This is a genomic window from Mucilaginibacter gracilis (genome assembly GCF_003633615.1).
Taxonomy (GTDB): domain Bacteria; phylum Bacteroidota; class Bacteroidia; order Sphingobacteriales; family Sphingobacteriaceae; genus Mucilaginibacter; species Mucilaginibacter gracilis.
The window spans coordinates 3,202,520-3,222,399 of sequence record NZ_RBKU01000001.1 but is presented as its reverse complement, the minus strand read 5'-3'; the positions used below and the strand labels follow the sequence as shown (position 1 = coordinate 3,222,399).

Here is a 19,880-nt window from a genome sequence, read left to right as displayed (position 1 = left end):
ATTATTTGTTAAAAACAATGAAGTCCGAATTACCAGCTTCATTAAATATTATTGTGTTATTCTGCATCCCTGCTCCTAAAACATTGGCAGTACCAGTTTCAATTAAATTGGAATCCTGTATGGAGATAAAATAGATTTCATAGGAATAGAAACCAGTTTCTAAAGTTGATATAGTAGTGGTATCAATTCTATAATGGTCGTACCTCTGTTGATTGATACTTATATTATTGGCAAGCGGTATTTCAAATACTTTATGGCTAAAAACATTTGTTAAAACCATTATATAAGTTGGATTTTCAACACCTATAAATTGAGTTGGTAAGTCGCTGGTAAGCGTTACTATTATATCCAGTTCAGGCTTGTTTAAATCAATCAGAATCATCTATTATCTTTGGGAGGTAATAGGATTAAGTAAATAAATAAAGAGGTTTACAACGCTTAGAATTAAGCAATAAAAAAGCCCTTAGATTTCTCTAAAGGGCTTACATTAACTAAGTTTTATAACTTATAATTTATCAACAATTGAAGCAATTAATGCAGGGTCTACAGTTTTTGTAAATCCGTCTTCAAATCCCATAACTTTAATTAGATAACCTACAAAGTCACCGTTTTTAGTTCCTGAATCTTCAGTAGCCTCACTAAATTCCATAGTTCCGTTCAATCCCGTTACAACATAGTTACCAGAACGTAATTTTATCAATAATGCAACTGGTGCATAAGATAATGAATCAACAAATTGCTTTGCTGTATCTGTGATATTACTAATTGAAAAACCAACTTCTATTGAATTATCAAAAGCACCTGTACTGGCATCACGCTTTGCAGTTCCTTTAAAAGAAGCATTTTCACGTAGTAAACCAATTGAAGTAAAGGTTGCACCTGATGCTAAACCAATTGCATTTATTTGAGTTGTACCTGATGCAGTTGTGTAAACTTCTGTTGAACCAGTTACGGTAGCTAAATCAGAATAAGCAATTGCCCATAATTTTTGTACACCACCGCTATAGCCTTTTCCAGCTTGTTTAGTATATGCTTTTACACTATTTAATCCCATTTATATTTTCCTCTCTATGATGAATAAAAGGGCTGAATATTTACAGCCCCCGCTCATCATCTTTTATTATTATACAGTACCTAAAGTAATTTCTGATTGATAGATTGCAGCTACACCTAAAGCATAGTAAAAATCTACATAGATATTTTTAGTCTCGATAGAATAGTTCATAGAAGCTTTATCTTCTTCACCTAATAAATCAGTTCCTAAAACTAAACTTCTTAATCTTGTTGCAACAACTTTACGTGTACCAACTAAGCCGTTAACTACAGCAAATTTTGCAGGTGTACCATAAACTGATACATCATCAACCGGACGGAAAATGTTTTTATTTGATAATGCAACTATATACTCTGCGTAAACATCAGCACCGATTACAATTCTAAAATCCGATTGTGTACGAACTTTGGCAGGTACTGATAAGTATAAGTTTTGAATCTTCTCTACCAGTGTAGCACCAGTTGGAGTAGTTGCAGTTGAACCAGACATTTGAATTAAGTAACCGTTGAATTGGTTTAGGTTAGTAGTACCAGTTATTGATACATTACCTTGCCAAATCAAAAATTCATTAGCTTCTGCAATCTTGTTAGCTCTATCAGTCATTATATCGTTCGCAAAAAGCAATTGAGTATATTCTTGACCTTTAGATAAAAATTGCGACATCCATTTGTTTTCCAATGGTTTCTGGCAAAAATTGGTCTCATCTTTTAACGGTTTCACGGTTATAAATGATTGACTGAAAGTAGTTGCACCTTGTGGGTTACGTTCGCAAGAAGCAGATGCATCTTGTAAAACAATGTCATTGTGTAATTGCTGTATGGCAGTTGTGCCTTTTATGCCTACCATAATGGTACCTGCATCCTTTAATAGTTTGGCAGTATCGGCTTCGTAGATTGACTCTACTAAAAATTTTCTTGAATTTTGGTCTACGTAATTTGGTAAACTTGAAATGTTAAAACTCATCTTCTCTTATCTCTCTTTATTTCATCAATGAAGCCAAGGCTTCTAATTTTGAAGCTTTATCATTTTTGGCCTCAATAGTGTTATTTACTTTTGAAAATTCTGCGGGGGTTTCTGCCAATACTCCAATTGCTTTATTAAGCTTTTGAATCTCATCAGTAACTGCACTCATTTCTTGTTTTGTTGGCATTGTAGGCATTACACCCTGTATCGTTTTGATGATACCTTCCAGTTCATTGATTTTATCTATCAAAGTTTGGATTGCCAACGTTGGATTTTCCGCTTCCGGGGCTACTTCTTTGGTTTCATCTTCAACTTCGGGTGCTACGGTAGCTAAATCTTCATCGGTTGAATCTTCATCATCTCCCAAATCTTCTTCCGATTTACCATCAGCTATAACCTTATCAATTTTCCCATCTTTTGCAGTGAATGATACGCCATTTGAAAGGTTGTATTCTCCATCTGGTGCTGGTTCAGAACCTGTTGAAGTAGAAATTTCCACAGCAGCACCTTTTACCAATTCCCCATAATTCACCATTGTATCTCCATCCTTTACACGCACAGCTTCAAAATCACTGGTACCTGAAATAAGATTTTCAATAGCTTTGGTTGCTTTAAAAATTGATTCTATTGCTTTTCGTCTATTCATAATTTCTCTTATAAATAGTGAATAGGCTATTGGCTTAAATAAATTTCTTTGCGGTTACTTTTTCCAATACTTTATTGAAATCGTTTAGGGCTTTGGTTAGCTCTAAATCATCATCAGCCGGGGTTATATCTTCAACTGATATATCTGTAGGCAACATTGAAAATATACCTTCTACTGAAAAACCTTTTACTTTACCTTCTTTTACCTGTTTCCACAATTCGGCGTTATCTATCTTAACTCCTATAATCCAAGTACCATCAGGCAATTCCCCTAATTGGTTTGGCGCGGATACGCCCATAGTTTCATCAGTTATGTACGATTGAAATATATAAGAATCTAAACAGGGTTGTTTAGCGTTATGGTCGATATTTAGGGACTGAATCAGCCCTTTTTTAAAGAAGATTTGTTGTATCTTTTGGATAGTATCTTTGGAAAAAATACAATAGTAATCCCCTTTGGGGCTTGTCCTGAATATCGGTTTATCAGGGGTCATAGCAGCACCGATAAGGATTTGCTTATCCTCATTCATAGCAAACTTTTCAACTTTGTTAAAAGCTAAAAAATCTGATTCAATGGCGGGGTTTTCAACTAAAGCGATAGCCGAAACAAAAGCATCGGTTGCTTCATCTACAGTAAGTTCAATTAATGGTAATTTCATCCTATGGAGGTAATAGGATGATTGAATATAATTATAATACTCACTAATATAAACTATAACTGCATTCCACGTGTTGATAAATAAAGCACATATAAAATATATGGTTGTTTTATCTTTACAAAGTTTTAATCTTTAATTAAATGCAGTTGAAATTTATACTTTTTACGTTATGCTTTTTAAAGCTAACTTTGGCTAACGCACAGAATATATATAATAACCAGATAGGAGAAGTTAAGGAGCTTAATATATACAGTAAAGATGCCAAAATAAACATCGGGAAAGTTATAATTAACAAAACCGAAAAGGTTAAAATAACACTATTGAGTTCATATCAAATAAAAGAAACTACAGGTACATTTATAACAGCCTTTTGTATTGGTAATAATGACTCGAATACGATGTTTTCATTAAAATTAAAGTTAGTTTTTAGCGCACCCGTAGATTCAGTTGATGTAAAGGGGTTACAAGTATATCTCGGTAACTTTCCAGAATTACAAGAAGACAAATTATCATTTTATTTCAGTAGCCCCTCAATACAGGCCTCATATTACAATAAATCACAATTGATTTTCATCATTAAAAGCAAGTATAAAATAGAAACTACAATTACTGGTATTGACTTTATACAATAAATTAATGTTGAATTAAAGTTTGAACATCCCTTATTTTATTATTGAAAATTTTATTGCCTTTTATATAAACAGTATCGTATTTCACTATCGTATTGTATTTAATAATGGTATCGTGTTGTATTTTATATATAGGTTTTTTATCTAAATCCCCGTCGTGTAAATTTCGCCAAGGCTTGTAAGTAAATAATGAGGAGAATAAATAAATTATTATTACTGTCCGTACGTATGGCGTAAGGTTTTTAACATATTTGGTTTTAGAAGAAAAAAAATTAAAAATAGTCAATAATGATATTCCTGTAATAGAGCATATACAAGAAATTAAATTTACAAAATCAAAAAACGTCATTTCTCATATTTTAAAGGCAGCAAGATACATTTTTTCAACTTAAATAGTTGATTGCCTGTTTAAGTAATTGGTTTTGTTTTGTGCCTCTGTTACGTCCCTGTCAACAACATAAGCTTTAACTACCGTTTGGTTATTGCTTTTAGGCTGATTCAATACGTTAACATCCTGAATACCTTGTTTAGCACTTGAAAGTATAGTACTATTAATTGTAGGTGGCGAATAACTAACCCCGCCCGTGCTACTACCTGCACCAGAAGCCGGTACATTAACCGCCAATATCTTTTTAATCTGCTCAAAACCTACCAAACCTGTGGCTACAGCCTGTACTATGGCATATCCGGGTATCGGTACACCAGCAAAAGCAGCTAATTGACCTGCAATAGCACTATAAGTTGAAATTGTGGCAGCAGCAACTGCTAAGGCTTTTCCAGCAATGGTATTTTGACCAATAATATCTGATGCAGCGTTGGCAGCGTTACCTATAGCATTATAAAGGGTTAGTTTGGCCTCTTTTTCAGACTGCGCTAAAGCAATACGGGCCTGTGTACCTTCTTCTTCTAAATCACCTACATTTTTTTCAAATTCAGCTTTTAAAGATTTTAGCTTTTGATAATTGCCTTCGGCCAATAACTGTTCTTTGTTATAATTAGCCTGTAAAGCCAATAGTTTAGCATTTCTGATAGCTTCGTCTTTAGCAAAAGAGGTCTTTAAGCTGTCTTTAGCACCTTTTCTATTGCCATTTTCAGTACCTAATACATTGTTATTGGCATCATCAGCACTATTTGAAGCAGATTCTTCCCTATCGGTTTTTGTTAATTGATAATTGCGGTCTTGTTCAATTAAACCCTTTTCTCTTTCATTAGCTTTTTTTAGGGCTTCATCAGCAACTTTGTTAATTTCTTTGCGCTTTTTATCAAACTCACTTAAACTTTCTTCATCAACCTTATCAAGATAGGCCTGTACTTCATCACTGTATTTTTTATTGATACGGGCTTTTTCTATCACAAAAGCTTCATCCAGTTTTGAATAGTCCTGATGATATTTTTTGGCTATAGCTACCAGTTTATCATATTTAAATTGAGCATCAGAAATTTCAATGTCACGTTGCGACCTAATACCTCCCAAAATAACTTTGTTAGCATCATCTATCCCGGCTTTAAGTTTGTTAAGTTCTTCTTTCTTTAAAGCGTCTGCTTTTTGTTGTGCAGCTTTATTAGCCTTATCAATGGCATCCTGACGTTCTTTGATAGCCTGATTTTGTAATACTTTTATTGCAGATTCACCATCGAGTTTAGATTTTTCATAGTCCTTAGCATCCTTATCAAGTAAACTATTTTTAAGTTGTTGGTTCTTTATCTCTAAATCAGTGGTTTTTAGGCCTAACGCACCGCGTTCTTTGATAATGCGCTCATTAGCATCAATTTCTTTTTGAACCCTAACCTTTCTTTCTTCTTCTGCCTGTTCTTTAGCCTTCTCACTTGCGCCTTCTTTATAATTGGCAACAATATCCATCCCTTGTGTTAAATCGTTCAGGGCATCTTTAAAATTGCCTTGTATCAAATCAATAAAGGCTTTTATTGGAGAAATTAAATATTGAAGTATAGCATTACCAACCCCGGTAATCACCTGCATCATTTCTTTAAAAAACCCTGTACCTTCTTTTAAGGATGGAAATAATTTATCAATATACTTTTTAAGATTATCCCAATTGCTGATTAAAGCAGCTATCAAACTGATAATTATACCAATCCCTAAAGCCCAAAGTGAAGCTTTTAACGTTACAGCACCTACCGAAGCTCCAGCCTCTGCTACCGTTACGGCCTCTGTAGAAGCAGCTAATTCAACATCGGTTTCAATTTGTGCTTTTGAGGTTGTCAATACCGCTTCTTGTAATGGTGCAAGCTCTGCCAATGCAGCAGCTTTAGCTTTAGCAGCTACCAAATAGGCAGCTTCCACTTCGGTTAATTCAGAGGTTGCCGAAATATCGGCCTCTTTAAAAGCTATAAGTGCAGCTTCTGCCTCCGCGCTTGCTGCATCAGCTTTTAATTGTGCAACAGATAGGGCTTCTTGTGCTGTTATTTGTTCTGCGGTTGCAGCAGTGTTAGCTTCTTGTGCTGCCGTTAATGTTGCTTGCGCTGTTGCTACGTCTTGTGCAGATGTACGGGTTAAACCCATAACTGCCAACAAAGCTTTGTAACCTACAGACATTTCCCTTACTGAGTTAAGGGCGTGTGAAAGAAGCATAACCGACTGCAATTTTTGCATAATGATTTCTGCCTTTTCACTTCTACCTGTAAATAAACCCATAGCCCCGGCTGCACCGCTTAAAGCACCACCGATACCTTTTGCTATAGAAGATAGTCCGGCCAACTTATTAGCAGGGTTCCAAGCATTTACCGTTTCTTTAAATTCAACCGCTTTTTGCTTTAACTCTCCTAAACGGGCTGCACCTTCTCTAAAAGCTTGTGAATTTCGCCCTTGTTGTTGCTCAATCTTCTGCAACTCATTGGTTAATTGCCTAATCTGAATTTTATATGATTGTACCGAACTGGTGCCCAAATCCTGTTTAGCAACCGCATTAACCTTTTGCCCAAGAGCCGTTAAACTCTGTTCGGCCTCACTTGTATTTAACCCAACGTTTAATAAAATCCTATCTTCGCTATTATCAGCCATTACCCAAATTGTTTAGGAGGTAATAGGCTGATAACAGTTTTAGTGTCCCGGCTTACCGTTTACTGAACTGCAACTTTCTATCAACAGGACTATACCACCGGATACTTGATAGGCAGCGTATTTATCACTATACCAACCATCGGGGCCAAAAGTTAACGTACTGGTATTTGTATAAATGTGAGTGCCCAAGCCCATAGACATACTACTGATATAAAATACCTGATTACTCTCCGGTACTGAAACAGCCCTTGAACAAGCATAATATTCATTGTCGCTGTATGATAAACTTATTGGATTATAAGTCGATGTTGACCCTGTAGAACCGCATACACCAGAAGAAATAATTGTTGAAGTATAATCGGTTTGATAATATTTACTACCATCACTGTAATAACCAAATACAGCCCTTAAAGTATGGCCGGAAACCGTATTGAATATGGTTGCACCGCTTGATAATGTACCTGTGTTGGTATAATAGGTTGCACTATCTATCGAAGAACAAGCCGCGAAAGAAGAAACATCAAAACGTAAATTGAAAGATGTACCAGTATTAACACATAAACCATAGGTATTAGCCACATAGCTACCATTCGTATTAGCATAGGCTACAGCTAAACTATTGGCATCAGCTTGACTAAGTAAAGATGTAAATTGACCAACCGGGACAACATACTTAATACTTTCTCCTGTAAAGCCTGAACCGCAACTATTGCGGGTATAGTAGTTTGAATATAAATCGCTGGTAAAACCAGAAAATGAAATATTTTCATCATTGATATAAACAGACTGAAACTTAACTTTACTCTTTTGATTTTTATTAGTGTATTCAACTGATAGCAATTTGAAATAACTGTTTCCATAGATAGAATTAAAATATATCGGTGTCTGAAAGTTTAGATTTTGAATATCACTTTCATTTAGGTGAGCATCAACGGATATTACCCTTGTATTGCTATCGATTAATTCTGTTATAAAGTTGTTATAGTAACGGTCGTATAAAGTTTTTTTACCTGAGCCATAACTTACAAAAGTTCCACCAGAAGTATAAAAACGTTCCTTTGGTATATCAAAAATCAAATCAGAAAATTCCCCATCACTGGTAACGGTATATTCATTAGCTTCTGCATAATACCCAAAAGTGTAAGCCCCTATATTGCTGGTATCAATAGAATTGAATGTATAACCTGTAGGTGTATTAATAATCTTACCTATCTCATAAGTTGATGTAGCTTGCAATCCATTATAAAATAATAAACGGGGCTGTGATACTTTAGGTTTCTTTTGAAAGTTTGAATCTAATTCCCAAAAGTTAGCATAGTTTCTGCCATATAGATTTAAAATTGGTGTTGAGGCAAAAATCAAATTAATATCCTTTTCATCCCCGGATGTTGAACCGCTTAATTGCAAATTTCCGTAGGTATCAGCCCAAGTATCAGTGTATATTTTTGATAGATAATCGGTTTCATCTTTAAACTTAAAAGTATACGTTTTAAATAATTCGGCAATTGGTGTAATGGTAAAAGAACTATTGTTATCTATCTTCTTTGTCCAATCTAAAGCACTATCCCGGATTGTACCAATGTTAAACTTTTTATAGAAATCATCATAAGGTTCAAAAATGATATTTTTAGGATTATTTGGGTCACTGTAAACATATAGGTTAAACATATTAATGATTGATTTTAGAAAATCATACTGTTTAACGGTTAACATATTTTGTGCTACCAATATGGCTTTATCTCCTAAATTTAACGTTACCTGACTGGTTTGTCTGATGGTACCTATCTGCAAATCCACATTATTAACGGTAATAACAAAGCTCTTTCTATCGTGATATTGGTCAATGTAGGCAATCAACGCAATTTGCCCACCAGCAAGAAAAGTTTGTGTTATACTTAGCTTTAAAGTTTGGTTTACATCATTAATTAGTTGAAAAGGTGTATACTCTTTAGTTGCCCCCCCAAGATTCTGAAATTCCAACGTTGGGTTATCCCTGTACATCAATTGAAATCTGATTACTGTGTTTTCAGTTGTTGACAAAGGATAATACAATGTTTTAAAATCAAATACTATTGAAGCGGTAACTGTTGTATTGATAGTATTGTTAAAATTTATGATTTGTCCGTTATCAAGTGCGGGATTTATAAACGTTTGACCAGTTGAACCAGTAACTACAGTTGTAAAGCCTAACAAATGGGTATAATCTTGCCTGTTATAAGTTGAATTATAACTTGTTTGTGCATCAGCATCGTAAGTATTTGGTATTGAATTATTTTCAACCTCAAAAATCACATAAGGTGTTAATGTAAAAGAGAAATCTAAATCATTATTTGGAACAATAGCTTTATTAAAGCTTTCCATAAAATGAGTACTTCCGGTAATTGTATAACTATAGCTACTGGTTAATGCACTTTGTGAAAATATAGCGTTGAAATATTCTTTTAAATAAATGGCAGGTCTGAAATTTCTATAATCTATCTTATTTGAAAAGCTATCATCATTAACAATACCTGCACCATAATCTACAAAACCGTATAAATAGCCGTTACCTGTTTGCCCGGTTATTGTTGAACCATTTTGAATATATTTGTAATTCCAAGAGTTAACAATGTTTGTCATATTGTATGTATGAGCAAAAGAAGAAAAATCTAAAGAAGCAATTGTTAAATCTTTTATTTGGCTAAAAAAGTCTACCATAAATCCTCTTATAGAACAAGAATAAGTTAGATTACCTAAATTATCGCGTTGTGAACTTAGAAAAGAAAGATTGCCTTTAAAGACTAATGTATTGTTTTCAAATACCATACATTCAACATCCTTAGTGATATTAAAATTAAAGAAAAATGTTGATGAAATTGTATCATCAACAACCCTATTCAGGTTTGATAAATTACCAAATACAATATTGTTATTTTTTGTTGCTTTAAAAGTTATTGTTTTTGTAATAAAATCTTTTCGGTTGTCTATATTACTTAAATCACTGACAGAAAATGTAGTATTCAAGTCTATATCTTCGCAATCTAATTGTGCATAATTAGCAGTAGTACCAGTATCAATAAGATATATTTTATAATTAGAAGTAGTTAACATTTTTACTTTGTTAATAGGAAATATAAAATAGATTAATATGTTTGTAGAATAACTGAATTTATCCCCCTTAATAAAAAACAAAATGGCAGAATCAAAAAAAGAAGAATCAACCGTAGAAAAAGTTGAAAGAGAATTAAATCATTTCAAGGAAAAGAAAACTTCTACTGAATCATTATTGAAAGAAGAATTAAAAAAAGCCCAAACCGAATATGAAGGCTTAATAAAAGACATTAATATAAAATATAACGTTAAGGATATTGACGAAGAAATAAAAAGACATAGTTATTTTTTACGTCTTTTAAAGGGTGAGATAGCTATCCCTGATGATTTAAATGCAAAAAAAGCAAAAGTAAAACCCGCTAAGGTTAAATCAAAAGCTATAGAAGTACCAGAAAAATATGAAGATGCAAAAGCGTGGAACACAAAAATACTTTTCGCTTTATCTCAAATAGAATCCGGGACTAATGAAGAAGTAATAGCTAAATTAGTTGAATTGGATAAAGCCTTTGATGTTGATAAAACAGGCACAACCATAACGCAAACCTTATCATCCTTGAAAGGTAGCGGTAGAATATCAACAAATGGTAAAAAAGGTAAGAAAGATATTTATATCTTAGCCTAAACACTAAGCACCTAATATAAGGGGGTTAAACAGCAATGGTTAGCCCTTTTTTGTTTTCTGCGGTATATAGTTTCTATTATAAGTATTGGCCACGTGCATTATTTTAGCATTTTTAAGTTCCGTTTCAGCCAGTTGAAGCTGAATTTGCAATAATCTATCCTGCGGGATTTGAATTTTGATATACCATTGACACCCTCCAACGATAGTAAAAGTAATACCTACAACAATCAAAACGCCCATAAAAAAGCTAATCAAATCAATTTTATGTTCATCTTTAATTAAGTCGAGAGCCTTCTTTTCATAGGCATCACTTAAAGAAATAAAATCAATTAAATTTTTTCTTTCATTTTCAATTTGACTTTTAAGCTCTTCGGTGGTAAAGATATGGCTATTTAAATTTCGGTCAAACCAACGGCTTTTTAAACTATCAATTTTATTTCTTGTACGAATAGTTGCCGATAAAGAATCAGCAGCTTTTCGCTTAAGCTTTATATCATCAGAAGCACGATTCATTGTAAAAAAGGAAAATAATATTAAAACAATTCCTCCTATAAACATAAATTTATACAAACTATCGGTTGGTAGGGTAGGTATATTAAACATTACTATAGGTTAATTTAACCTAAGTTACAATTATTTAATTATATTCATCTCCATATTCGTCGCCAAATATTCTTGTACCTGTTGAACCAATAACAGCATTCGCATTGAATAATAAACCATCATAACTACCTGTACCAAATTCCAGTTCCAAACGCATTAGGTTTTGATTAAACTTCTGTCTGTTTACCGTATAAATAGTATTTTTTATCTGTATTGGCAGAAACGCACCATTAGCTACTTTAATATATACTTTGGGGCTTGTCATTAACTCTTTAAGCCAAAATCCCTGAGCATCGTTTAACGGCCTTGTAATGGCTTTATAGGTACTATCATAATTTACATTAATGGTATCAACCTCCGGGTTATATACTCCGTTATTTATTTCGCTATATGTACCAGTAGAAGAATCAAAATCATACGGGTTTTTATTAATGGTTGTCGGTGTAATGTTATTGATAGCTTGTCTGATGTTGAAAAAACTGCAACTATCAAAACCACCTAATTTATTGGCAAACAACACTTCAACCCTATCCGTATTTTTAACCGCTTTAAATTTATATGATTTTAAATTACTTCTGGCTGAATTGCTATTATCTAAAAGTTGTACCGTGTAATAATCAACCAAGGTAAAATCAATATTGAATTCTCTATTTAATGCGAAAGGGCTGACATCAATCCTTAAAGCTTTCGATGTACCTGTTAGTGATTTGGTATAGCCACTTAGTAAAACTTTGTTATAAGTATTGATTTGCACTTTTGTTGCGCCACTGCTATTAATAAAAGATAAATATTCAGACGATTGATAATCTAAAATTAAATTATCTGGCTTAGTAGTTAAAAACTTTGCATTGTTGTACGGTATAGCTACATAATCAGGGTAATAGTAGCTACTAAAACTAAGCTTATCTACTCCACCCATCCAAGTATGGTACCTATCAGAAATCAGGGTTACGCCATCAACGATAGTACCACCACTATATAATTTCTCTGTTATGTTTAATTGATAAGAGGTTAAAATATTAGGCGTTGCGTCAATAAGGTTTACCGAAGGCAACAATTGGGAGTTTATTGTATTGCTTAATATATCTGAAAAATCCGCTACCGTACCATTACGGTAATTGGGGCTGGTAAATAACCTGAAATTATTGATAATAGCACCTGCACCATTTAATAGCTGTACAGCAAAATATTGAATATTGACGTTATCAGACTGTATTTGAAAAACCAGTGGATTATTTACGGGGCTGTATTTTTGTGGAGATTTTATTAATGAAACCATTGCCTATTTTGATAGGTAATAGGGGTATCTCAATATAATAACTTGCACAACTTTAAATTTGGGAGTATCTTAGTTATTTATTATAAACCTTATCATCTAATGACTAAATTAAAGAGTTATCTTTCGGTTTTCGTAAATATATCAGCCATTGTTATTATTTGTTTTAACATAAAAGTTTTTTCATTTGAGGCTATTATTCAAAATCCATCTACTACGATTTTATTTTATACCCTTTTGATAACAGTTCTAATTTATTTAATTCCATACATTTTTAATAAATTAACTATCAAAAGTGAAAAATATATGGTGAGCGGAATGGTTATAATTATCAGCCTATTTATATGTTTTATATTGCATAGCTTTACATCAATTAAAAATACAAAAGTTGCTGCGACAAAAACCAATATCAGATTGAAGGATACTTTACAGATAATTAATTTACCATCAAAAAAAAGATTTAATCACCAAACTTTAAAAAAGAAAAACGTTAATATTTCTATAAAAAAGAAACATAACTCTGTTGATTCAACCAAAACTCAATCAGTTTCAACTACAAACCAAAAAGGGAATAATGAAGTAAATCAAAACAATGGAACTAACAACGGCAACATTGGTGGGAAAAACAATTTTAATGGGGGAACCGGAAACACTTACGGTAATGTCACTGTTGGTGATAGTTATTTCTATACCGTAACTACCGATAGAAAATTATCCGAAAAATCACTTAATGTTCTATATAATTTGTTACAAAAGATTAGTAAGACTAATAATACAGAGCCTAATGCAGTTAATATTCTTACTGAACAATATTGCAATGCACCTTTGATTCCCGCGCAGATTTCAGAATATTTAAGGGAAAAGGGCTACCAATTAGGTGGTGGCATACGTATGGCAAATTATAATCAACCAATTACAAAAGGAATTAAATTAGAACCTATGCAAAAAGATGCTATTAATATAGTTATAGGCGAATTTCAGTAATTGAGTTAACCAGTAGGGTCAATTTTATTGCCGTACTTATTATAGATTTCAGTTTTCAATTTACCTATGATAAAACCTTTGGCATTGTCCTTTAAATCTTGTTTAAGCTTTTCTTTCTCTTGTTCCCATTTGATAGGTTGAGGCTTAAAGCCTTCTTTGAATACTTTAGTACTCATAGCCCAAGCTAATTTCAATTGCGCTTTGTCTAAGGTTATTTCTTTAAATGGTGAAGGTTTGCCATAATAGCGTTCATTGTGAACCAACCTAATATTTTTTGTTTTGATATAAGCCAAAAAAGGTTCAATTGGCGGCCTCTTATCAGTATAGGAATAAGGTGAATTGGGTGCTAATGCTGATGATTCTGAACCCTTAACCCCGTAATTCTGATACAATAAATGTTCTGAACCCTTTATATGGATTTCATTACCTGACGATTCTAACGTTAAATTTTCTATTGAACCAGTATTAACAAAATCGGGTATTGATTGAATATTGGCTTTAACCCTTTTAATGAATTCTGCACAAGCATTTTCGGCGGCTGATAATATAGTAGTAAATTTACTTTTATTCTCTCCTAAGCCTTCTAATAGGGCTGCATTTGCCTGTGATAAGTTCTTTGCCATCTCTGTATTCTATAATCGGTCTTTGAATCTGTTAATTAGTTTATTAGGGAGTTAGTTAGATAGTTTGCCATTACTATTCTGCAATACTGATACTTGTTCTTTTAGCATACTGGCTATTGTAAGAACTTCAATAACATTAGATTCTAAAACCTCCTGAAACTTTTGTAATGTAAACTCAGATACATTTTTGGCAATTAACCAATAACTCCATTTGCTGTTAAAGTCTTTTTCGATTGAAAAAGATTCCTGCAATATAACATCAGCATCTTCTTCAACTCCTTTAGTTTTATCTTCACCAACTGATTTAACAAAGAAACCGTCGAACTCCGCAAATACTTTTTGGTGTTCTGTTGCAGTATAAAAAAACATTGCAACGCCTCCGGGATGCTTAGATTTAAAAAGTATTCATTGGATAGCTTATCCTTACTAAATATTGATAGCATAGTATCTAAGTTATTAAACACCTCGCTTTGATTCTCCCAATATTTGGTATAGCTAATAAAATCATCATACGATAATTCATTATACTTTTTAAACTTAATCTTATTAGCTGATGGTTCTATTTCGGTATCCATAAAAGCCAACACTGATATTAAGTCTGTTAACTGAACCATCGTTAAAGCGTTTATATCATCATTAATGGCCCCGGTTAAAAGACAAATGATTTCTATATTCGTATTAATATCGGATTCTATCTTTTGGGTAAATATGATTTCATCAAATAAATCATCCTGCACTTCAATAGCAGATAGCTTTTGATAAGTAGCTAAGGTTATATCTTCCCAACATTTGGGCAATTTGTTTTTTATCTCGTTATAGTTCATTGTATTAATTTTTAATAAATCCACCCGCTATAGTTTGATAAGCTGGCTTGTTTTAAATAATGGTTTGCCATACAGAGCGACATTACTGTATCATCGTGAAAACCTGATTGTGCTTCGTACTTAATATGCCCTGATGGTTGAATCTTATATTCAAATACCATCATTTCACTTGCTGTAACCTCATTTACTTTTACTTTACCTAACTCTAAAGATTTAACCAATTCCATTACAATCTGTGGTTTACTGGTACTGGTAAACTTAAACCCGGTAATGTTGGTGCAGGTGGCTGATAATTGTTCAAACACTGCATCACCTACACCAGTGCTATCAATAACCTTTAATGTGTAATCGGGCAACGCTTTAATCTTTTCTATTGTTAAGGCCCAAGGCAATTTAAACCTATCAAAGTAACTCATTGCCCCGTGTTCGTCTAAACCTGTAATCACTGTATAATCGTTATGCTTGCCAAGGTCAATTCCTAATATCTGTGATGGTAGATAACTTAACGTAGTTATGGTATTATCTTTAATGTTATCGGTACCAAATGGGTTAGATGTGTTTTCCCCCGGCTCTGCTAAATACTCTTGTCTAAAGGCTGCATCAGGTAATTCATTCCTTGCTAAATCAATCTCACTGGCTGATATATGCGGATTATCATAACTGGTAAAGTGCCAACATTCATAACCATCTTCTTTATTCAAACCCTTGTTATAAAGGCTGTAGAAATAGTTTTTACCACGTGGTGTACTTATAAATAAACAATCACCTTGATAGTCTGTAAGCGTTGGCCTGATACTATTTAACCACGCATTTTCTAAGTCTGGTATATACGCGGCCTCATCAATGATAACCGTGTGAAACTTGCGCCCTCTAAAGTTGTCTAAGCGTTCCCCCGTTAAAAAGGATAATGCACCACCAGTAATAAGATTGATAATTAAATCTGTTTTGTTAGCAGACCTAATTAGTTTGGTAGGTATCAGCTTTAATATATCCTGAAAGAAGATTTTACCTAACTGGTACGTTGGTGTAACATACCCTATACTCTTACCCTCTAATATCCCTAATATTGATATTATTTGACTGATTAATGATTTACCCCACCTACGGCCACACAATAAAACTTTGAATCTCGCTTTAGAATCTAATACTTGTTGTTGCCCCTGATGTGGTTTTGGTAGCGTTAATTGAACGTTCAAAATAAACCTTTGTCCCTAATTTTTGTCCCCTTTTACTTTAATCAACCGGAATCAACCAATTAACTAAAACAAAGGATTTTAGTCAACCTGAAATTCATTAGTTGAACTATCATTATCCCTCATAGGGGTATCAACAAAGCTTACAGTTACTTTTACCTCTCCTAAAACATTGGTATCGTTTTCATTCTTCGCCAACGCTGGTAAGAAAAATTTTGTCAATTTCTCTACCATCATAACCCTTTGGAAGGGCGACATTGAATCTAAATCAGCCTCTAACGATTGATATTGACCATCAAGAACAAATTGGATATGCTTTCTTATTTCCTCTGTAGTACGATTTTTTGCACCTTTTGGTCTACCGTTCGGGTTGCCTGATTGCCCCGGCTTAAATAAATTTTTTTTATCTGACATTTCTGTTTTCTCCCTGTATATTTCTATGTAGTTAATAGTCTTATATGCGAGAAAAAAGAGAGGGGTTAATTACTTTTTGGCTATCTTTAGCTATGAATCAATATGCAATAGAACGTGGGGACAAGGTTGAATTAAATTCCCATACCAGTCCATATAAATTTAATAACGGCATTGTTATTGAATTTACTGAAGGTGAAGAAGAAATTAAAATTTTGGCTACTGGTTACAGCGAACTTCAAACTGTTAATGTAAAATACGTTATTGATATAGAAAAGGAATATAAAATATTAAAGATTACCGAACATCTAAACGAACAATCAAAGCCAATTGCACTTATTGAACTGTCCAAAATTGAAAAACTAATTCATTTAGATAAAAGTGAAATAAAGGTTTCAAATATATTTAGTGAAACTGACTTTGAACTTTATATGTATAATGTTAATTCACCAACATATAACGAAATAATTGAAAATCCTACAAAGAATATTTGGATTAAGAAATCTGATTTCATTATAAGATATATAACTTATAATGACAATGATATTCCAATTTACTTACATCTGGATTAATAATATTTTTAAAAAAGGAATACTTTGTAAATGTGGAGACTATTTATCTATAAACGATAAATGTCAAAACTTACTAAAGCACAAATTAAAAAACATAATATAGCGGTTGAACTTCTTAAAAAAGATTCATTAACATTTGAAGAAAAACTTATAGTATTTGAAAAATGGAATGAATCAGCCACATCATTAAATAGTGAAGCTGGTGCATTCTTTACACCTTTCGATTTAGCCCGTGATTTCTCACTAAATATTTATGATAATGCCAAGACCATTGACCTATGCGCTGGCATTGGTATGTTAGCTTTTGTTGCCTACCATTATAGAGATTGTAAAGATATTACCTGTGTGGAATTGAATCCTATATACTATGAAGTAGGTAAAAAGCTACTACCAGAAGCTAATTGGATTATCGGCAGTATTTTTGATTATCAATCCTTCGGCCATTTTGACCAGTGTATAAGTAACCCACCGTTTGGTAAAATCAAACCCGGAATAGATGAAAGTGTACGTTCTGACCTTAAATACAAAGGTTGTGAATTTGACCTAATTACGGTAGAAATAGCTTCTAAAATAGCAGATTATGGTTGTTTCATACTCCCGCAAGGTTCAACGCCTTTTAGATATTCAGGACAACCATATTTTATGGATTTAAGGCAAACAAACAAAGGTTATAACCCCCACGGCCAAAGCTTACCTGCCAAGGTGCAAAAGTTTATTAACGAAACTGGTTTTAATTATCAGTTCAATATCGGGATTGATACCAGTGTTTACCGGGATAGCTGGAAAGGTGTTAGCCCTATCTGTGAAATTGTGGATTTTGAGTTTAATAAAGAATAATTCATATCTTGCACTATGGACGATAAACTTATTGAATTTGAGCAATTAAAGGCCAAGCTTGAAAAGATTTTAATATACTCAAAGGACAATGCTTTAAAGCTTGAAATGATATTTTACGATTTCACGGATGCTGTTAATGATTTAAAAGAAACAGATATAAATCTATATGGATATGTTGGATATGCTGTTGTAGAGGTTGAACCTAAAGTTGAAATAATATCAGAAATTAAATCGAGTTTATTTTTGAAGAAAATCCATTATACTGAAACTGTTAACTACCTATTATTAGTAATTAATCGTTTGTTAAGTGCAAATATTTTTCCAACAACCAGTTGATTTTAAACTGGATTATGATAATCGTTGATGATTTTTGCTATCTCCCCAAAGCAGCTTCCGCAACCTAAATTATATCGTCTGGCTGGTAAAGTTAATTCGTTAATGATTTCTTGTATCAGTTTACGCTCATCCGGTGTTAACGTTACTTCTTTATTTTTTAGGTAGTAATCAATCTTATCAAATACTGACTCAATCTTTTCTTTCAAATCCATTTTTCAATTTTGTTTTTTAGTTTAAATAAGTCGGCACACATTACGTAATCTTCTTTTTGTTCTAACCAGCTTATTAGTAAGGTTAAGAAGTCAACATAGTGTATAACATCCCCCGATTTTATATCAACTAATAATTGCAAATACCAATCATTAATTTGGGTTTCATCATCAGGGTATCTACTAATAACAAAGGCTACTTTAGCGTTGATTATGTTGAAGATTTTGGTAAATACTTTGCCTGTCATTATTTTATATTCATTGCTTTTATTTTCTTTAGTAAAATTCTTCTTTGGCTCAGGTATTGGGCTTCAGTGAATTTTAACATTTTTATTTTTTCCCTGTATGAAAAATCTTCATCATACATTATTTCAAACATTCTGACATCCTGCATATCAAGTTTGGTTTTAATTTCTTCTAATGGCGTCATTGGTTTATTCAAGTCCATATTTTTGATTTTATTGAACACGTATGTTCTATACTCTTTAAACTCGTTGGTAGGTTTTCTTTTATAAAATTTGAACCCATCCATCAGTTTATCTATAAACTCAATTTCAGTAGTTGTAAGACGTTCTTTGATTTTATCCCACTTTTCCCCGGCTACATTCAATGTATCTACTTCAAATAAAGTGATACCGCTATAATCTCCTTCGCCCGAATCATAAGCATCCGTAACGCTTAAAAACTCTAATTGTCTATAGTTAGAACCGTGTAAGACTTTTGTTAAATAACTATTATTAGGATTGTCGGGATTTTGGGTTTTAAAACGGTATAATCTTTTGGTAATTACTACAGCGATAGCAATTAAGCTATTAGGATTTTTATCAAAAGCGGTTACCAGCTTTTCGGCATTGTATTTGGAAAGTTGAAAATACACCTCTGACATACTGTCATTTACCAATTCAGTTTTACGTGTAATTCCTAATTTAATTAGTACACCTTCTACTTTAACCTTCAACTGTCCTGAGTTAAAAAAATCAGTTAGTATTTCATTTTTTCTTTTTTCGTAATCCACTTATTATCTAAAGGTTGAAGGCAAAGAATCGTAAATTCTTTGTAGAAAAACTGCCAAAAAACTGGCAGCTAATGGTATTACTACCGATAATATATTTAGTGATGCTACAGCGTAAGTAACACCCACCCACCACGAAAGGCACAAAACACAATTGAAAGGTTTTTTTAACTTTAGTTTGTGTAACAACCATTGATAACCCGGATTAATCATTAATCCGTTTACCGCAATTGCTATTAAAAAAGATGTTGCTATCATAATTTATTTATGAAGCCATTTACTAATATTATTATGTCTCACACATAAACATTGTATG

At 32.9% G+C, this 19,880-nt stretch carries 22 protein-coding genes; 6 read left to right on the top strand and 16 right to left on the bottom strand.

Annotation, left to right across the window (positions count from 1 at the left end; translation table 11 throughout):
• Nucleotide 1 precedes the first annotated feature (1 nt).
• From BDD43_RS13890 to BDD43_RS13870, 5 genes are all read right to left on the bottom strand, one after another.
• A complete protein-coding gene (locus BDD43_RS13890; RefSeq protein WP_121198243.1) occupies nt 2-382 on the bottom strand; it encodes a hypothetical protein in 381 nt (126 codons plus the stop codon).
• A gap of 123 nt (nt 383-505) precedes the next feature.
• Complete coding sequence (locus BDD43_RS13885) at nt 506-1,054, bottom strand: hypothetical protein (RefSeq protein WP_121198242.1); 549 nt, start codon at nt 1,052-1,054, stop codon at nt 506-508.
• A 69-nt stretch (nt 1,055-1,123) separates the two neighbouring features.
• Nucleotides 1,124-2,017 carry a hypothetical protein gene (locus BDD43_RS13880; RefSeq protein ID WP_121198241.1) on the bottom strand — a complete coding sequence of 298 codons (894 nt, stop codon included), beginning with the start codon at nt 2,015-2,017 and terminating at the stop codon, nt 1,124-1,126.
• 16 nt (nt 2,018-2,033) lie between these two features.
• On the bottom strand, nt 2,034-2,663 hold the full coding sequence (locus BDD43_RS13875) for a hypothetical protein (RefSeq protein WP_121198240.1): 630 nt from the start codon (nt 2,661-2,663) through the stop codon (nt 2,034-2,036).
• A 34-nt stretch (nt 2,664-2,697) separates the two neighbouring features.
• A complete protein-coding gene (locus BDD43_RS13870; RefSeq protein WP_121198239.1) occupies nt 2,698-3,321 on the bottom strand; it encodes an XkdF-like putative serine protease domain-containing protein in 624 nt (207 codons plus the stop codon).
• Between the two features lie 140 nt (nt 3,322-3,461).
• Between BDD43_RS13870 and BDD43_RS13865 the strand changes: the two genes are divergently transcribed.
• Complete coding sequence (locus tag BDD43_RS13865) at nt 3,462-3,953, top strand: hypothetical protein (RefSeq protein ID WP_121198238.1); 492 nt, start codon at nt 3,462-3,464, stop codon at nt 3,951-3,953.
• A gap of 385 nt (nt 3,954-4,338) precedes the next feature.
• Here BDD43_RS13865 and BDD43_RS13855 read toward each other — a convergent pair whose 3' ends face one another.
• Together BDD43_RS13855 and BDD43_RS13850 are read right to left on the bottom strand one after the other, a co-directional pair.
• A complete protein-coding gene (locus BDD43_RS13855; protein ID WP_121198236.1) occupies nt 4,339-6,972 on the bottom strand; it encodes a hypothetical protein in 2,634 nt (877 codons plus the stop codon).
• A 39-nt stretch (nt 6,973-7,011) separates the two neighbouring features.
• Nucleotides 7,012-10,062, bottom strand: coding sequence for a DUF5977 domain-containing protein (locus BDD43_RS13850; RefSeq protein ID WP_147425638.1), 3,051 nt, complete (start codon nt 10,060-10,062; stop codon nt 7,012-7,014).
• Between the two features lie 82 nt (nt 10,063-10,144).
• Between BDD43_RS13850 and BDD43_RS13845 the strand changes: the two genes are divergently transcribed.
• Nucleotides 10,145-10,684, top strand: coding sequence for a hypothetical protein (locus BDD43_RS13845; protein ID WP_121198234.1), 540 nt, complete (start codon nt 10,145-10,147; stop codon nt 10,682-10,684).
• Between the two features lie 39 nt (nt 10,685-10,723).
• Here BDD43_RS13845 and BDD43_RS13840 read toward each other — a convergent pair whose 3' ends face one another.
• Nucleotides 10,724-11,287: a hypothetical protein gene (locus BDD43_RS13840; protein WP_121198233.1), complete on the bottom strand. Its 564-nt coding sequence runs from the start codon at nt 11,285-11,287 to the stop codon at nt 10,724-10,726.
• A gap of 34 nt (nt 11,288-11,321) precedes the next feature.
• Complete coding sequence (locus BDD43_RS13835; protein WP_121198232.1) at nt 11,322-12,566, bottom strand: hypothetical protein; 1,245 nt, start codon at nt 12,564-12,566, stop codon at nt 11,322-11,324.
• 99 nt (nt 12,567-12,665) lie between these two features.
• On the opposite strand from BDD43_RS13835, the gene BDD43_RS13830 reads away from it, so the two are divergent.
• A complete protein-coding gene (locus BDD43_RS13830) occupies nt 12,666-13,547 on the top strand; it encodes a hypothetical protein (protein ID WP_121198231.1) in 882 nt (293 codons plus the stop codon).
• A 5-nt stretch (nt 13,548-13,552) separates the two neighbouring features.
• On the opposite strand, the gene BDD43_RS13825 is transcribed toward BDD43_RS13830, so the two are convergent.
• The 4 genes from BDD43_RS13825 to BDD43_RS13810 form a co-directional block, all read right to left on the bottom strand.
• Complete coding sequence (locus BDD43_RS13825; protein WP_121198230.1) at nt 13,553-14,170, bottom strand: hypothetical protein; 618 nt, start codon at nt 14,168-14,170, stop codon at nt 13,553-13,555.
• A 194-nt stretch (nt 14,171-14,364) separates the two neighbouring features.
• A complete protein-coding gene (locus tag BDD43_RS13820; RefSeq protein WP_147425637.1) occupies nt 14,365-14,994 on the bottom strand; it encodes a hypothetical protein in 630 nt (209 codons plus the stop codon).
• 11 nt (nt 14,995-15,005) lie between these two features.
• On the bottom strand, nt 15,006-16,190 hold the full coding sequence (locus tag BDD43_RS13815; protein WP_162847071.1) for a terminase large subunit domain-containing protein: 1,185 nt from the start codon (nt 16,188-16,190) through the stop codon (nt 15,006-15,008).
• A gap of 78 nt (nt 16,191-16,268) precedes the next feature.
• Nucleotides 16,269-16,601, bottom strand: coding sequence for a DUF5681 domain-containing protein (locus tag BDD43_RS13810; RefSeq protein WP_121198227.1), 333 nt, complete (start codon nt 16,599-16,601; stop codon nt 16,269-16,271).
• 44 nt (nt 16,602-16,645) lie between these two features.
• Here BDD43_RS13810 and BDD43_RS13805 point away from each other — a divergent pair, with 44 nt between their 5' ends.
• From BDD43_RS13805 to BDD43_RS13795, 3 genes are read left to right on the top strand one after another with little or no spacing between them, the layout of a single operon-like run.
• Complete coding sequence (locus tag BDD43_RS13805; RefSeq protein ID WP_147425636.1) at nt 16,646-17,170, top strand: hypothetical protein; 525 nt, start codon at nt 16,646-16,648, stop codon at nt 17,168-17,170.
• A gap of 60 nt (nt 17,171-17,230) precedes the next feature.
• A complete protein-coding gene (locus BDD43_RS13800) occupies nt 17,231-18,007 on the top strand; it encodes a class I SAM-dependent methyltransferase (protein WP_121198225.1) in 777 nt (258 codons plus the stop codon).
• A gap of 15 nt (nt 18,008-18,022) precedes the next feature.
• Entirely contained in the window at nt 18,023-18,343 is a 321-nt protein-coding gene (locus BDD43_RS13795; RefSeq protein WP_121198224.1) for a hypothetical protein, read from the top strand.
• 2 nt (nt 18,344-18,345) lie between these two features.
• On the opposite strand, the gene BDD43_RS13790 is transcribed toward BDD43_RS13795, so the two are convergent.
• From BDD43_RS13790 to BDD43_RS13780, 3 genes are read right to left on the bottom strand one after another with little or no spacing between them, the layout of a single operon-like run.
• The gene (locus BDD43_RS13790) at nt 18,346-18,555 is read right to left on the bottom strand and encodes a hypothetical protein (protein WP_121198223.1); all 210 of its coding nucleotides are present in this window, start codon (nt 18,553-18,555) and stop codon (nt 18,346-18,348) included.
• A complete protein-coding gene (locus BDD43_RS13785) occupies nt 18,546-18,800 on the bottom strand; it encodes a hypothetical protein (RefSeq protein WP_121198222.1) in 255 nt (84 codons plus the stop codon). The genes BDD43_RS13790 and BDD43_RS13785 overlap by 10 nt, the downstream gene beginning before the upstream one ends.
• The gene (locus BDD43_RS13780) at nt 18,800-19,567 is read right to left on the bottom strand and encodes a hypothetical protein (protein WP_121198221.1); all 768 of its coding nucleotides are present in this window, start codon (nt 19,565-19,567) and stop codon (nt 18,800-18,802) included. The genes BDD43_RS13785 and BDD43_RS13780 overlap by 1 nt, the downstream gene beginning before the upstream one ends.
• Between the last annotated feature and the right edge of the window lie 313 nt (nt 19,568-19,880).